Origin of the sequence: Pseudomonas sp. 478, assembly GCF_003254125.1 — a bacterium.
Classification (GTDB): domain Bacteria; phylum Pseudomonadota; class Gammaproteobacteria; order Pseudomonadales; family Pseudomonadaceae; genus Aquipseudomonas.
The window spans coordinates 160,929-173,831 of the sequence record NZ_QKZG01000010.1; the positions used below are offsets into that span (position 1 = coordinate 160,929).

10 protein-coding genes are annotated in these 12,903 nt (G+C 59.2%); 5 read left to right on the forward strand and 5 right to left on the reverse strand.

All coding sequences use genetic code 11. From position 1 onward, the window contains the following. The first annotated feature begins 229 nt into the window (after nt 1-229). Nucleotides 230-511 carry an HU family DNA-binding protein gene (locus DFS28_RS21475; RefSeq protein ID WP_007905514.1) on the forward strand — a complete coding sequence of 94 codons (282 nt, stop codon included), beginning with the start codon at nt 230-232 and terminating at the stop codon, nt 509-511. Between the two features lie 213 nt (nt 512-724). On the opposite strand, the gene rlmF is transcribed toward DFS28_RS21475, so the two are convergent. The 5 genes from rlmF to DFS28_RS21510 form a co-directional block, all read right to left on the reverse strand. Continuing rightward, nucleotides 725-1,747 carry a 23S rRNA (adenine(1618)-N(6))-methyltransferase RlmF gene (gene rlmF, locus DFS28_RS21480; protein ID WP_111451350.1) on the reverse strand — a complete coding sequence of 341 codons (1,023 nt, stop codon included), beginning with the start codon at nt 1,745-1,747 and terminating at the stop codon, nt 725-727. Nucleotides 1,748-1,993: 246 nt separating this feature from the next. Continuing rightward, nucleotides 1,994-4,840 carry a valine--tRNA ligase gene (locus DFS28_RS21490; protein ID WP_111451351.1) on the reverse strand — a complete coding sequence of 949 codons (2,847 nt, stop codon included), beginning with the start codon at nt 4,838-4,840 and terminating at the stop codon, nt 1,994-1,996. Nucleotides 4,841-5,058: 218 nt separating this feature from the next. Beyond that, nucleotides 5,059-5,454: a DNA polymerase III subunit chi gene (locus DFS28_RS21500; protein ID WP_111451353.1), complete on the reverse strand. Its 396-nt coding sequence runs from the start codon at nt 5,452-5,454 to the stop codon at nt 5,059-5,061. An 8-nt stretch (nt 5,455-5,462) separates the two neighbouring features. Further along, nucleotides 5,463-5,891 carry a DNA polymerase III subunit chi gene (locus tag DFS28_RS21505; RefSeq protein ID WP_111451354.1) on the reverse strand — a complete coding sequence of 143 codons (429 nt, stop codon included), beginning with the start codon at nt 5,889-5,891 and terminating at the stop codon, nt 5,463-5,465. Between the two features lie 60 nt (nt 5,892-5,951). Next, nucleotides 5,952-7,442, reverse strand: coding sequence for a leucyl aminopeptidase (locus DFS28_RS21510; protein ID WP_111451355.1), 1,491 nt, complete (start codon nt 7,440-7,442; stop codon nt 5,952-5,954). A 306-nt stretch (nt 7,443-7,748) separates the two neighbouring features. Here DFS28_RS21510 and lptF point away from each other — a divergent pair, with 306 nt between their 5' ends. The 4 genes from lptF to lepB all read left to right on the forward strand — a co-directional run bounded on the left by lptF (nt 7,749) and on the right by lepB (nt 12,752). Beyond that, a complete protein-coding gene (gene lptF, locus DFS28_RS21515) occupies nt 7,749-8,867 on the forward strand; it encodes an LPS export ABC transporter permease LptF (protein ID WP_111451356.1) in 1,119 nt (372 codons plus the stop codon). Continuing rightward, nucleotides 8,860-9,921 carry an LPS export ABC transporter permease LptG gene (gene lptG / locus DFS28_RS21520; RefSeq protein WP_111451357.1) on the forward strand — a complete coding sequence of 354 codons (1,062 nt, stop codon included), beginning with the start codon at nt 8,860-8,862 and terminating at the stop codon, nt 9,919-9,921. The genes lptF and lptG overlap by 8 nt, the downstream gene beginning before the upstream one ends. 171 nt (nt 9,922-10,092) lie before the next feature. After that, nucleotides 10,093-11,892 carry a translation elongation factor 4 gene (lepA, locus tag DFS28_RS21525; protein WP_111451358.1) on the forward strand — a complete coding sequence of 600 codons (1,800 nt, stop codon included), beginning with the start codon at nt 10,093-10,095 and terminating at the stop codon, nt 11,890-11,892. Between the two features lie 5 nt (nt 11,893-11,897). Then, nucleotides 11,898-12,752, forward strand: coding sequence for a signal peptidase I (lepB, locus tag DFS28_RS21530; protein WP_111451359.1), 855 nt, complete (start codon nt 11,898-11,900; stop codon nt 12,750-12,752). The last annotated feature ends 151 nt before the right edge of the window (nt 12,753-12,903 follow it).

Consider the following 12,903-nt stretch of genomic DNA (forward strand, 5'->3'; position numbering starts at 1 on the left):
TAGAGGCGGATATTTCCCCGTCTCTGTGCTAGTTTTGCCCGGTCTTACGCGAAGTCACTGCGTTAAGCGTGCATTCAGCATTTGTCAGGTCGAACCAAACCCTGATTTCGGTATCTATAACCCCGACTCGTCGCGGTTATGGCCGAGGGTGCCAGATCCAGAAGATCGGGCTCGATGGCTGACACTGCACTCTGCAATCCATATGAATTTGATAGGGAAGGAACACTACATGGCTCTTACTAAAGACCAACTGATCGCCGACATCGCTGAAGCTATCGACGCGCCAAAAACCACCGCGCGTAACGCTCTGGACCAACTGGGCCAAATCGTTGCTGATCAGCTGGAAAACGGCGGCGAAATCACTCTGCCAGGTATCGGCAAACTGAAAGTGACTGAGCGTCCTGCCCGTACCGGCCGTAACCCTTCGACTGGCGCTGCCATCGAAATCGCTGCCAAGAAAGTTATCAAGCTGGTTGTGGCCAAAGGCCTGACCGACGCTGTTAACAAGTAAGACGCAGTAAAAAAAAGCCGTGCTCCGGAGTGATCCGGGCACGGCTTTTTTGTGTCCGCGATTTAGCGGTGCTCCCGCATACACCGCTAAACCAATTGTGGGAGCGGGCTTGCTCGCGAAGGCGGTGTGTCAGTCAATATTGAAATCGACTGACACACCGCCTTCGCGAGCAAGCCCGCTCCCACATTATTTGATCTGCGTCGGGTCAGTTACTCAGCTTTTCTTTACCCAGCGTTCGCGCCAGACCTGCTGCTCCGATTTGGTCTGGAAGGTCCAGGCGACGAAGCGGCTTTGCTTCTGGCCCTGAGACATTTCCACGACCTGGCTTTCCAATACACCGGCCTTTTTCAGGGCCGTCTGGATCGCCGGCAGGTTGGAGGCTTTCGAGACCAGGGTGCTGAACCAAAGCACTTTGTGCTGGAAATGCGCGCTCTCGGCGATCAGTTGCGTCACAAACCGTGCTTCGCCCCCTTCACACCACAATTCCGCCGACTGACCGCCAAAGTTCAGCACAGGCAGTTTGCGTTTTGGATCGGCGCGGCCCAGTGCGCGCCATTTACGCTCGCTACCCTTGGTCGCTTCGTCCATCGAGGCGTGGAACGGCGGATTGCACATGGTCAGGTCAAAACGTTCGCCGGGTTCGAGCAGGCCCAGCAGAATGTGCTTGGGATTGCTTTGCAGGCGCAACTGGATGGCCTTGTTCAGCCCGTTGGACTGGACGATGGCTTTGGCGGCGGCCACGGCTGTAGGGTCGATTTCCGAGCCGAGGAAGTGCCAGCGATAGTCGCTGTAACCGATCAACGGATAGACGCAGTTGGCGCCCATGCCGATATCGAGCACCTTGACCGGCGCGCCACGCGGGATCTCACCGTCGTTGACGCTGGCCAGCAGGTCGGCCAGGAAGTGCACGTAATCGGCACGGCCCGGAACCGGTGGGCAGAGGTAGTCGGCCGGGATGTCCCAATGGGCGACGCCGTAGAACGACTTGAGCAACGCACGGTTGAACACCCGCACTGCGTCCGGGCTGGCGAAGTCGATACTTTCTTTGCCGTACGGGTTGATGATCACGAACTTCGCCAGTTCCGGCGTGGTTTTGATCAGCGCCGGGAAGTCGTAACGACCCTGATGGCGGTTGCGCGGATGCAGGCTGGCCTTTTCACGCGGTTCCACGGCTTTGGCCGGGGTGGCGGAATCAGGCTTTTTGCGCGCAGGGCGGGGTGTGCGGGGGGCGTTCATGGGTGTGGTCGATTCGGGTATGGCTAAAAGTGGCGGGTATTGTCCCACATCCCGGCCTTGTGAACGCAATACCTGTGGGAGCGGGCTTGCTCGCGAAGGCGGCGTGTCAGCCAACATCAGTGCTGATTGAGAAACCGCCTTCGCGAGCAAGCCCGCTCCCACAAGGGATTTGTGGTGTAGGGGAAAGTGACCGGGCACAAAAAAGGGAGGCCGTTTCGGGCCTCCCTCTTTCATTGCGATTTGCCGTTACAGGCTGGCAATCCGCGCATGCTGCTCGGCCAACTTGCCCAAAGCCTGTTCAGCTTCAGCCAGTTTGGCGCGTTCCTTCTCGATGACTTCGGCCGGGGCCTTGTCGACGAAACCGGCGTTAGACAGCTTGCCGCCCACCCGCTGAACTTCGCCCTGCAGACGCAGGATTTCCTTGTCCAGACGCGCCAGTTCCGCGTCTTTGTCGATCAGGCCGGCCATCGGCACCAGCACTTCCATCTCGCCGACCAGTGCGGTGGCGGACAGCGGTGCTTCTTCGCCAGCAGCCAACACGGTGATCGATTCGAGGCGAGCCAGCTTCTTCAGCAGGGCTTCGTTCTCGGTGAGACGACGCTGATCTTCGGCGCTGACGTTTTTCAGGAACAGGTTCAACGGCTTGCCTGGACCGATGTTCATTTCGGCGCGAATGTTGCGCGTGCCGAGCATCAACGTCTTCAGCCACTCGATGTCATCTTCGGCGCCCTGATCAATGCGCGCTTCATTGGCCACTGGCCAAGGTTGCAGCATGATCGTCTTGCCTTCGATACCAGCCAGCGGCGCGATGCGCTGCCAGATTTCTTCGGTGATGAACGGCATGAACGGATGCGCCAGGCGCAGCGCGACTTCCAATACCCGAACCAGTGTGCGGCGGGTGCCGCGCTGACGTTCGACCGGCGCGTTTTCGTCCCACAGCACAGGCTTGGAGAGTTCCAGGTACCAGTCGCAATACTGGTTCCAGATGAACTCGTACAAGGCTTGTGCGGCCAGGTCGAAGCGGAACTGATCGAGTTGACGGGTCACTTCGGCTTCGGTGCGTTGCAGCTGCGAAATGATCCAGCGATCCGCCAGCGACAGCTCGTAAGCTTCGCCGTTCTGGCCGCAGTCTTCGCCCTTGTCCAGCACGTAGCGCGCAGCGTTCCAGATCTTGTTGCAGAAGTTGCGATAGCCTTCGACGCGGCCCATGTCGAACTTGATGTCGCGGCCGGTCGATGCCAGCGAGCAGAAGGTGAAGCGCAGGGCGTCGGTGCCGTAGCTGGCGATACCGTCGGCGAACTCGTCGCGGGTCTGCTTCTCGATCTTCTTCGCCAGTTTCGGCTGCATCATGCCCGAGGTGCGTTTCTGCACCAGGTCTTCGAGCTCGATGCCGTCGATGATGTCCAGCGGGTCCAGGACGTTGCCCTTGGACTTGGACATTTTCTGGCCCTGGCCATCACGCACCAGACCGTGAACATAAACGGTCTTGAACGGAACCTGCGGCGTGCCGTCTTCGTTTTTCACCAAGTGCATGGTGAGCATGATCATCCGGGCAACCCAGAAGAAAATGATGTCGAAACCGGTGACCAGCACGTCGGTGGAGTGGAATTTCTTCAGGAATTCGGTCTGCTCAGGCCAGCCGAGCGTGGAGAAAGTCCACAGGCCCGAACTGAACCAGGTGTCGAGAACGTCGTTGTCCTGTTGCAGTGCAACGTCCGGGCCGAGGTTGTGCTTGGCACGTACTTCGGCTTCGTCGCGACCGACGTAGACCTTGCCCGACTCGTCGTACCAGGCCGGAATCCGGTGGCCCCACCACAGCTGACGGCTGATGCACCAGTCCTGGATATCGCGCATCCACGAGAAGTACATGTTTTCGTATTGTTTCGGCACGAACTGAATGCGGCCGTCTTCAACCGCAGCGATGGCCGGCTCGGCCAATGGCTTGGTCGACACATACCATTGGTCGGTCAGCCACGGCTCGATGATGGTGCCGGAGCGGTCGCCTTTCGGCACTTTCAGCGCGTGATCATTGACGCTGACCAACAGGCCGGCGGCATCAAACGCTGCAACGATCTGCTTGCGCGCTTCGAAGCGATCCAGGCCGGCGTATTCGGCCGGGATCTTGCCGTCGATGCTTTCGTTCAGGGTGCCGTCGAGGTTGAACACCTGACAGGCCGGCAATACAGCGGCGTTCTTGTCGAAGATGTTCAGCAGCGGCAGGTTGTGGCGCTTGCCGACTTCGTAGTCGTTGAAATCGTGGGCCGGGGTGATTTTCACGCAGCCGGTGCCGAATTCAGGATCGCAGTAATCATCGGCGATGATCGGAATGCGGCGGCCGACCAGCGGCAGCTCGACAAACTTGCCGATCAGGGCTTGGTAGCGTTCATCGTTCGGGTTAACGGCTACGGCGGCGTCGCCAAGCATGGTTTCCGGGCGAGTGGTCGCGACGATCAGGTAATCGTTGCCTTCAGCGGTCCTGGCGCCATCGGCCAGTGGGTATTTCAGGTTCCACAGGAAACCTTTCTCGTCGTGGTTTTCCACTTCGAGGTCGGAAATCGCCGTGTGCAACTTGGTGTCCCAGTTGACCAGGCGCTTGCCGCGGTAGATCAGGCCGTCTTCGTGCAGGCGCACGAAGGCTTCTTTCACGGCTTCCGAGAGGCCGTCGTCCATGGTGAAACGCTCGCGGCCCCAGTCCACGGACGAGCCGAGACGGCGGATCTGACGGCTGATGTTGCCGCCGGACTGATCCTTCCATTCCCAGACTTTCTCGAGGAATTTCTCACGGCCCAGATCGTGGCGATTCTGGCCCTGGGCTTCGAGTTGGCGCTCCACCAGCATTTGCGTGGCGATACCGGCGTGGTCGGTACCCGGCTGCCACAGGGTGTTACGACCCTGCATGCGGCGGAAACGGATCAGGGCGTCCATGATCGCGTTGTTGAAGCCGTGACCCATGTGCAGGCTGCCGGTGACGTTCGGCGGCGGGATCATGATGGTGTAGGACTCGCCCGCGCCTTGCGGGGCGAAGTAATTCTCTGACTCCCAGGTGTTGTACCAGGAAGTTTCAATGGCGTGCGGCTGGTAGGTCTTATCCATGCGCGGCGGGACCCTATTGGCATTTATTCAGGAAAAGCCGGCAAGTATAGCGGGGCATGGGGCGTAGGGCGAGCGGGTGCAGACAGGGCGCTTGATCAATTACAGCGCAGATCCAATGTGGGAGCGGGCTTGCTCGCGAAGGGGCCATCACCTTCAGCATTGATGTTGGCTGATACATCGCTTTCGCGAGCAAGCCCGCTCCCACAAGGAGGCGGGGGTTATTCGTATTGGCTAAGGAGGCGTTCCATCCGCGCGCTGAGGCGGCGTTTGATTTCGGTTTCGATGTGCGGGGCGAAGTCGTCGATCACGTCTTGCATGATCAATTGCGCGGCGGCGCGCAGTTCGTCTTCCAGGTGCAGCAGCTCGTCGGCGCTCTTGCTGGCGGCGGGTGCCGGTTGGGCGGCAGGGGCTGCTGGGGCGGGTGGCGTCGGTTCGAGAATCGGCGGGCTGGCGCCGACGGTATCGAACAGCATCGGAATCTGTTCCTGGTCACCTTCCTCGACCGTGTCGGTGAGCAAGGGCGGTTGCAGGTTGTCGTCGCCGAGCAATTGACGGATCGACTCGAGGTCGTCCAGCAGGTGCGCGGACTTTTGCAGCGGTTTTGGAGTGTCCATCGGAATGCTCAGAGTCGCTGTAAACGGTGATCTTGCAAAGGATAGCCCTGTTCGCGGTAGAAACGGAAACTCTCCCGCGCAGCCGTACGAATCGTCGGATCTTCCACCACCACTTCCGCCACGCGGGCGAACTTGTTGGCGAATGCCGGGACTTTCAGGGCGAGATTGATCAACAGGTCCTGATGCGGGCCGCAGTCATCGCCAAGGCCCAACACAATCAAACCGTCCGGCTCATTTTCAGCGGGGCTGTGAGGCACGAAGCTTTCGCCCTTGAAGGCCCACAAACGCGCATCGAGATCGTCGCGCTGGACAGCATCGCTGCAATGCAGATAGATGCGGTGACCCATGCGCCAGGCTTTTTCGGTGAGCTTGCAGGCAAAGTCCAGCCGCGCCGAAGGATCGGCGCTGGGCAGGATATAGAAGTCGACTTTGGTCATTGCGGTTCCTGAGCCAAGGGCGGCGTCACCCGAAAGCAACGCGGCCCAAGGTCATCGGTTTCAGGCTTTGGCGCGGTCCAGCAGGTATTGGGTCAGCAATGGAACCGGACGGCCAGTGGCGCCCTTGTCCTTGCCGCCGCTGGTCCAGGCCGTGCCGGCGATGTCCAGGTGCGCCCAGTTGAGGTTCTTGGTGAAGCGCGACAGGAAGCAGGCCGCGGTGATGGTGCCGGCTTTCGGGCCGCCAATGTTGGCGATGTCGGCGAACGGGCTGTCCAGCTGTTCCTGATACTCATCGAACAGCGGCAGTTGCCAGGCGCGATCGTCAGCCGATTGGCCAGCGCTCAGCAGTTGGCCGATCAGTTCGTCGTTGTTGCCCAGCAAGCCCGACGTGTGGGAACCCAGCGCAACGACGCAAGCGCCGGTCAGGGTCGCGATGTCGATCACCGCTTGCGGCTTGAAGCGCTCGGAGTAGGTCAGGGCGTCGCACAGCACCAGACGGCCTTCGGCGTCGGTGTTGAGGATTTCCACGGTCTGGCCGCTCATGGTGGTGACGATGTCGCCAGGACGCGAAGCATTGCCGCTCGGCATGTTCTCGGCGCAGGCCAGGATACACACCAGGTTGATCGGCAGTTTCAGCTCGAGCACGGCACGCAGCGTACCGAATACGCTGGCAGCGCCGCCCATGTCGTACTTCATTTCATCCATGCCGGCGCCCGGTTTCAGGCTGATGCCGCCAGTGTCAAAGGTGATGCCTTTGCCGACCAGCGCATACGGCTTCTCGGATTTCTTGCCGCCGTTGTATTGCATGACGATCAGGCGCGGTGGCTGGGCGCTGCCCTGGCCCACGGCGTAGAACGAGCCCATGCCCAGGTCCTTGATCTTCTTCTCATCAAGGACTTCGACTTTCAGGCTCTTGAATTCTTTGCCCAGGTTCTTCGCTTGCTCACCGAGGAAGGTCGGGTGGCAGATGTTCGGCGGCAGGTTACCCAGGTCGCGGGTGAATGCCATGCCGTTGGCGATGGCAGTGGCGTGGGCCACGGCGCGCTCGACTTCAGCCTGTGCAGCCTTGATGGTCACCAGGGTGACTTTCTTCAGGATGCGAGGTTCGGCTTTCTGGCTCTTGAACTGATCGAACGTGTATTCGCCGTCCACCAGGGTTTCGGCCAGCAGGCGAGTTTTGCCGTAGCTGTCACGGCCTTTGACCACGACTTCGTCCAGGGCCAGCACCGCATCGCTGCCGCCCAGGCCTTTAAGGGTGTTGAGGATGCCGGCAATGATCTTGCGGAACGGGCGGTCGCCCAGCTCTTCGTCTTTGCCCACGCCCACCAGCAGCACGCGTTCGGCCTTGAGGTTCGGCAGGCTGTGCAGCAACAGACTCTGACCGACTTTGCCAGCCAGGTCGCCGCGCTTGAGCACAGCGCTGATGGCGCCACCGCTCAGTTCGTCGAGTTGTTTGGCAACGGCGCCGAGCTTGCGGCCTTCGCCGACGGCGACCACCAGAGTGGCGGTTTTCAACGTTTCTGGGCTAACGCTTTTTACAACCAGTTCCATGTCCGGGTCCCTGAATTAATGGTCAACACGCAAGAGCTCGACAGCATGCATTCGAGCTTGCTTATAAATAGAAAGACGCAGGTCACGGCCCGCGACAAAGGCCGCAGTTTGAACCTCGTGCCCCGAGCCTGACAACCCTCGGTTGTACGATCTTCAGCGCTTTACCCGCCTGCTTGAGCATGCGCAGTGACAGGCGCACCCAATCACAGGATAATGCGCCAACTTTTTCGGCAGCTCTGCCCTGCGGGCCGTCTGATACGTTTGCTTGTTTGGCCGCCTTAGCCTGACAACCCTGGAGTGTCTGGTTTGATCGTCTTCCGTTACCTATCCCGCGAAGTCCTGTTGACCTTGAGCGCCGTCAGCGCTGTGCTGCTGGTCATCATCATGAGCGGTCGCTTCATCAAGTACCTCGCCCAGGCGGCCTCTGGCCTCCTGGATCCGGGCTCGCTATTCCTGATCATGGGCTTTCGTCTGCCGGGTTTCCTGCAGCTGATTTTGCCTTTGGGCCTGTTTCTTGGAATCCTGCTGGCCTACGGTCGCCTGTACCTTGAAAGCGAAATGACGGTGCTGTCTGCCACCGGCATGAGCCAGCAGCGTCTGTTTGCCATGACCCTTTTCCCAGCCACCCTGGTCGCACTGGTGGTGGCATGGCTGAGCCTGAGCCTGGCACCACAAGGCGCCAATCAGTTCCAGTTACTGTTGAACAAGCAGGATGCCCTGACCGAGTTCGACACCCTCGAGCCGGGTCGCTTCCAGGCACTGCGTGACGGGACTCGGGTGACCTACACCGAAACGCTGTCGGATGATCGCATCAACCTCGGCGGCGTATTCATTTCGCAGAAAAACGTCAATTCCGATAACAAGGATCGCGGGATTTCCGTGCTGGTGGCCGAGAAGGGCCGTCAGGAAATTCGGCCCGACGGTAACCGTTACCTGATTCTTGACAACGGCTATCGCTATGACGGCAATCCGGGTCAGGCCGACTATCGGGCGATCAAGTACGAGGAGTACGGCGTCTTGCTGCCCAAGCCGGATGTCAGCGACGAAGTGACTGACCGTGACGCGATGCCCACCAGTTCCCTGATCAGCAGCGATGACATCCGTTTGCATACCGAGCTGCAATGGCGTTTGTCCTTGCCGTTGCTGGTCTTCATCGTGACCTTGATGGCGGTGCCGTTGTCGCGGGTCAATCCGCGACAGGGTCGTTTCCTCAAGCTGCTGCCGGCGATTCTTCTATATATGGCTTACCTGTCCATCCTGATTGCCGCTCGCGGCGCCCTTGAAAAGGGCAAAATCCCGCCAGCTCTGGGGTTGTGGTGGGTGCATGCAATCTTCCTGGCCATCGGCCTGGGCTTGCTCTATTGGGAAACCTTGCAGTTGAAGCTGGCGAGTCGTCGCAGTGCGCTGGAGGTGGCTCGTGGATAAGCTCGATCGCTACATTGGTAGCAGCGTGTTCGTGGCAATTCTGGCGGTACTGGGGATCATTCTCGGTCTGGCGACGCTGTTCGCGTTCATCGATGAAATGAGTGAGGTCAGCGATACCTACACCTTGGTCGACGTGTTGAGTTATGTCCTGCTGACCGCGCCGCGTCGTCTTTACGACATGTTGCCGATGGCTGCACTGATCGGTTGCCTGATCGGCCTCGGCAGTCTCGCCAGTCACAGCGAGCTGACCATCATGCGTGCTGCGGGCGTGTCGATCGGGCGCATCGTCTGGGCGGTCATGAAGCCAATGCTGATCCTGATGGTGGTGGGTGTGCTGATCGGCGAATACGTTGCGCCGGCCACCGAAGTCACCGCTCAGGCTAATCGCTCCCTGGCCCAGGGCAGCGGCGACGCGCAAAGCGCCAAGCATGGCCTGTGGCACCGTCAGGGGGACGAGTTCATTCACGTCAACTCCGTGCAGCCAAACGGTTTGCTGTATGGCGTGACCCGTTATCGCTTCGACGATCAGCGCCACATGCTGTCCTCGAGCTTCGCCAAGCGCGCCGAATTCGACAAGGATCACTGGCAGCTCAGCGATGTCACGACCACGTTATTCCATGACAAGAGCACCGAAGTGGTGACCGCTCCGGTCGAACGCTGGAACGTGGCGCTGAGCCCGCAACTGCTGGATACCGTGGTGATGTCGCCCGATTCGCTGTCGATCAGTGGTCTGTGGGGGTACATCCACTACCTGGCTGAGCAGGGCTTGAGCAATGGTCGTTACTGGCTGGCATTTTGGGTCAAGGTATTGCAACCGCTGGTCACCGCCGCGCTGGTGCTGATGGCGATTTCCTTCATCTTCGGTCCGTTGCGCTCGGTGACCCTCGGTCAGCGGGTGTTCACCGGCGTGCTGGTGGGCTTCACCTTCCGTATCGTTCAGGATTTGCTCGGCCCTTCGAGCCTGGTCTTCGGCTTCTCGCCACTGTTTGCGGTGCTTATTCCGGCGGGTGTTTGTGCCTTGGCCGGGGTCTGGTTGTTGCGCCGGGCCGGTTGATCCAGGGTTTCTTCTGACGTTGCAGGTCACTCAAAACGCCCCTGTCGCAAGACCGGGGCGTTTTTGTAGGCGCCGTCTGACCTGCGAACGTGACGCTTGCGCCGTGGATCAGGTACAATTCCCGGCTATTTTTCGGCGGGCTATGCCTGCAGCCTTTTTGAGTGTTGATCCGTGAGTGATTTGAGTCATATCCGCAATTTCTCCATCATCGCCCACATTGACCATGGCAAGTCGACGCTGGCCGATCGCTTCATCCAGATGTGTGGCGGCCTTGCCGAGCGCGAAATGGAAGCCCAGGTTCTGGACTCCATGGACCTGGAGCGTGAACGCGGGATCACCATCAAGGCCCACAGCGTCACCCTGTATTACACCGCTCGCGATGGCATCAAGTACCAGCTGAACTTCATTGACACCCCGGGCCACGTCGACTTCACCTATGAAGTCAGCCGGTCGCTGGCGGCCTGTGAAGGCGCGTTGCTGGTGGTCGATGCCGGTCAGGGCGTTGAAGCGCAGTCGGTAGCCAACTGCTACACCGCCATTGAGCAGGGCCTGGAAGTGATGCCGGTCCTGAACAAGATCGACCTGCCTCAGGCCGATCCGGACCGCGTGAAAGAAGAAATCGAAAAAATCATCGGCATCGATGCCACCGACGCGGTCGAGTGCAGTGCCAAGACCGGTCTGGGCGTCGACGAAGTGCTGGAGCGTCTGGTCAAGACCATTCCTGCGCCGACCGGCAACTATGAAGATCCGCTGCAAGCGTTGATCATCGACTCCTGGTTCGACAACTACCTGGGCGTTGTTTCCCTGGTTCGCGTGCGCCACGGTCGTGTGAAGAAGGGCGACAAGATCCTGGTCAAGTCCACCGGCAAGATCCACCTCGTGGACAGCGTCGGTGTCTTCAACCCGAAACACACCGCCACCGCAGACCTGAAGGCCGGCGAAGTGGGCTTCATCATCGCCGGCATTAAGGACATTCACGGTGCACCGGTCGGTGACACCCTGACCTTGAGCTCCACGCCGGACGTCGACGTGCTGCCAGGCTTCAAACGCATTCAGCCGCAGGTATACGCCGGCCTGTTCCCGGTCAGCTCCGACGACTTCGAAGATTTCCGTGAAGCCCTGCAAAAGCTCACGCTCAACGACTCGTCCCTGCAATACACCCCGGAAAGCTCCGACGCTCTGGGCTTCGGCTTCCGTTGCGGGTTCCTCGGCATGCTGCACATGGAAATCATCCAGGAGCGCCTGGAGCGCGAGTACGACCTGGACCTGATCACCACGGCGCCGACGGTAATTTTCGAGTTGCTGCTGAAAACCGGTGAAACGATTTACGTCGACAACCCGTCGAAGCTGCCAGACCTGTCCTCGATCGAAGACATGCGCGAGCCGATCGTGCGGGCCAATATTCTTGTGCCGCAAGAGCACCTCGGTAACGTCATTACCCTGTGTATCGAGAAGCGTGGCGTGCAACACGACATGCTGTTCCTCGGTACCCAGGTTCAAGTGACCTACGATTTGCCGATGAACGAAGTGGTCCTGGACTTCTTCGACCGTCTGAAATCCACCAGCCGTGGCTATGCTTCGCTGGATTACCATTTCGATCGTTATCAATCGGCTAATCTGGTGAAACTGGATGTGCTGATCAACGGTGACAAGGTCGACGCCCTGGCGTTGATCGTGCACAAGGATAACGCGCACTACAAAGGTCGCCAGCTGACCGAGAAGATGAAAGAACTGATTCCACGTCAGATGTTCGACGTCGCGATCCAGGCCGCCATTGGCGGGCAGATCATTGCGCGGACCTCTGTCAAGGCGCTCAGAAAGAACGTATTGGCCAAATGCTACGGCGGTGACGTTAGCCGTAAGAAAAAACTGCTGGAAAAGCAAAAGGCCGGTAAAAAACGCATGAAGCAAGTCGGTAACGTGGAAATTCCACAAGAAGCCTTCCTTGCAGTGCTCAGGTTGGATAGTTAGGTCCTATGTCACTAAATTTCCCGCTGTTGCTGGTCATCGCCGTGTTCGTCTGCGGCCTGTTGGCGTTGCTCGATCTGCTGTTCCTGGCGCCACGGCGCCGGGCTGCCATTAACTCTTACCAGGGTAGCGTCAGCCAGGCTGACATGGTGGTGCTCGAGAAACTGAACAAGGAGCCGCTGCTGGTCGAATACGGCAAGTCGTTCTTCCCGGTGTTGTTCATCGTGCTGGTGCTGCGTTCGTTCCTGGTGGAACCGTTCCAGATTCCTTCGGGCTCGATGAAACCTACGCTGGATGTTGGCGACTTCATACTGGTGAACAAGTTTTCTTACGGGATCCGCTTGCCGGTGATCGACAAGAAAGTCATCGAAGTCGGTGATCCACAGCGCGGCGATGTGATGGTGTTCCGCTACCCGAGCGATCCGAACGTCAACTACATTAAACGTGTGGTGGGCCTGCCGGGTGACCAGATTCGTTACACCGCCGACAAGCGTCTGTTCGTCAACGGTGAGTCGATTGCCGAACAACTGGTCGGCTCCGAGCCGGGCACGTTGGGCAGCGCTGAGCTCTACAAGGAAAAACTCGGCGTCGCCGAGCACCTGATCCGCAAGGAAATGAGCCGCTATCGTGCATCGCCGGACCATACATGGACCGTGCCTGCCGGGCACTACTTCATGATGGGCGACAACCGCGACAACTCGAACGACAGTCGCTACTGGGATGATCCGAGCATTCCCAAGGATCTGCTGGGCATGGTTCCCGACAAGAATATCGTCGGCAAGGCCTTTGCAGTCTGGATGAGCTGGCCGGAACCCAAACTCAGTCACCTGCCGAATTTCTCGCGGGTTGGCCTGATCAAGTAATCACACACGGCGCTGTTGAACACAGCGCCGAATGCATTTCTGGAGTCGGCACAATCGGCGCCAGACGCATGAAAACAATGATATTCAGGACGTAATTTTTGAACACAGCGTTAATTGTCCCAAGCCTGCGCCGCACCACGGCGATGGCGGT